Consider the following 743-nt stretch of genomic DNA (forward strand, 5'->3'; position numbering starts at 1 on the left):
CCGCGGGTTATTCACGAGTCTAGTCCGAATTTATCGGCGAGCCCCGCACGGGCGGCCGGTCTTTCGTGAGAAAGTTTAGCTACCAGACTGGATTCATAGAAAGAACGGGCGCGCGAAAAACATACAACAAGCATGACTCTGAGGAAAGCAATGATCTCGCCGAGCGGATTCTTCACTGCGTCGCAGCATCGGGGAAGGCGCCCGGTTGGCCACCGATCCTCGGACTTTTCGGTTCTCTCGTCGTCAGGTTGATGCACCTGCGCCGCAAATCGGCTCACGTGGAACTCGCCGAACGGTGCGGCGTCTTGCAGTCAACGATCTCCCGGGCCATCTCGTCGCTCACCGCATGGATCGCCGCGACGGTACGCGACGACGCTCCTACCGCAGACGACCTCGACCCCAATGGTCAGTACACCGTCGACGGAACCCTGTTGCCGTGCTGGTCTTGAGTGGACCGGCCAACGCTGTGGTCGGGCAAGCACACGACCACCGGGTTCAACGTCCACGTTGCGTGCAACGTCAGCGGTCCCGTCGCCTGGATCTCCGATCCCGTGGACGGACACCGCCACGAGGTCGCAGCGTCCGCGCCAGCGGCGCACTCGAAGGTCTCGACCCCGCGAACCGGGTCGGAGACAGAAGACACAGCGAGCCATGAATGATCACCCCACCCGCAAAAACCCCGACCGCGACCTGCTCGAGTGGGAACATGAACTCAACAAACACGTCAACTCAATCCGATACCA

Annotated in this window: 1 protein-coding gene; it reads left to right on the forward strand. The window is 61.2% G+C overall.

Features of this window, described 5'->3' with window-relative positions:
* Positions 1-65 precede the first annotated feature (65 nt).
* Positions 66-449 (forward strand): hypothetical protein, encoded by a 384-nt coding sequence (locus tag ACH61_RS18020; RefSeq protein WP_153038969.1) that lies wholly within the window; start codon positions 66-68, stop codon positions 447-449.
* The last annotated feature ends 294 nt before the right edge of the window (positions 450-743 follow it).

Origin of the sequence: Rathayibacter tanaceti (assembly GCF_001634385.1) — a bacterium.
In the GTDB taxonomy this organism is placed as follows: Bacteria; Actinomycetota; Actinomycetes; order Actinomycetales; family Microbacteriaceae; genus Rathayibacter; species Rathayibacter tanaceti.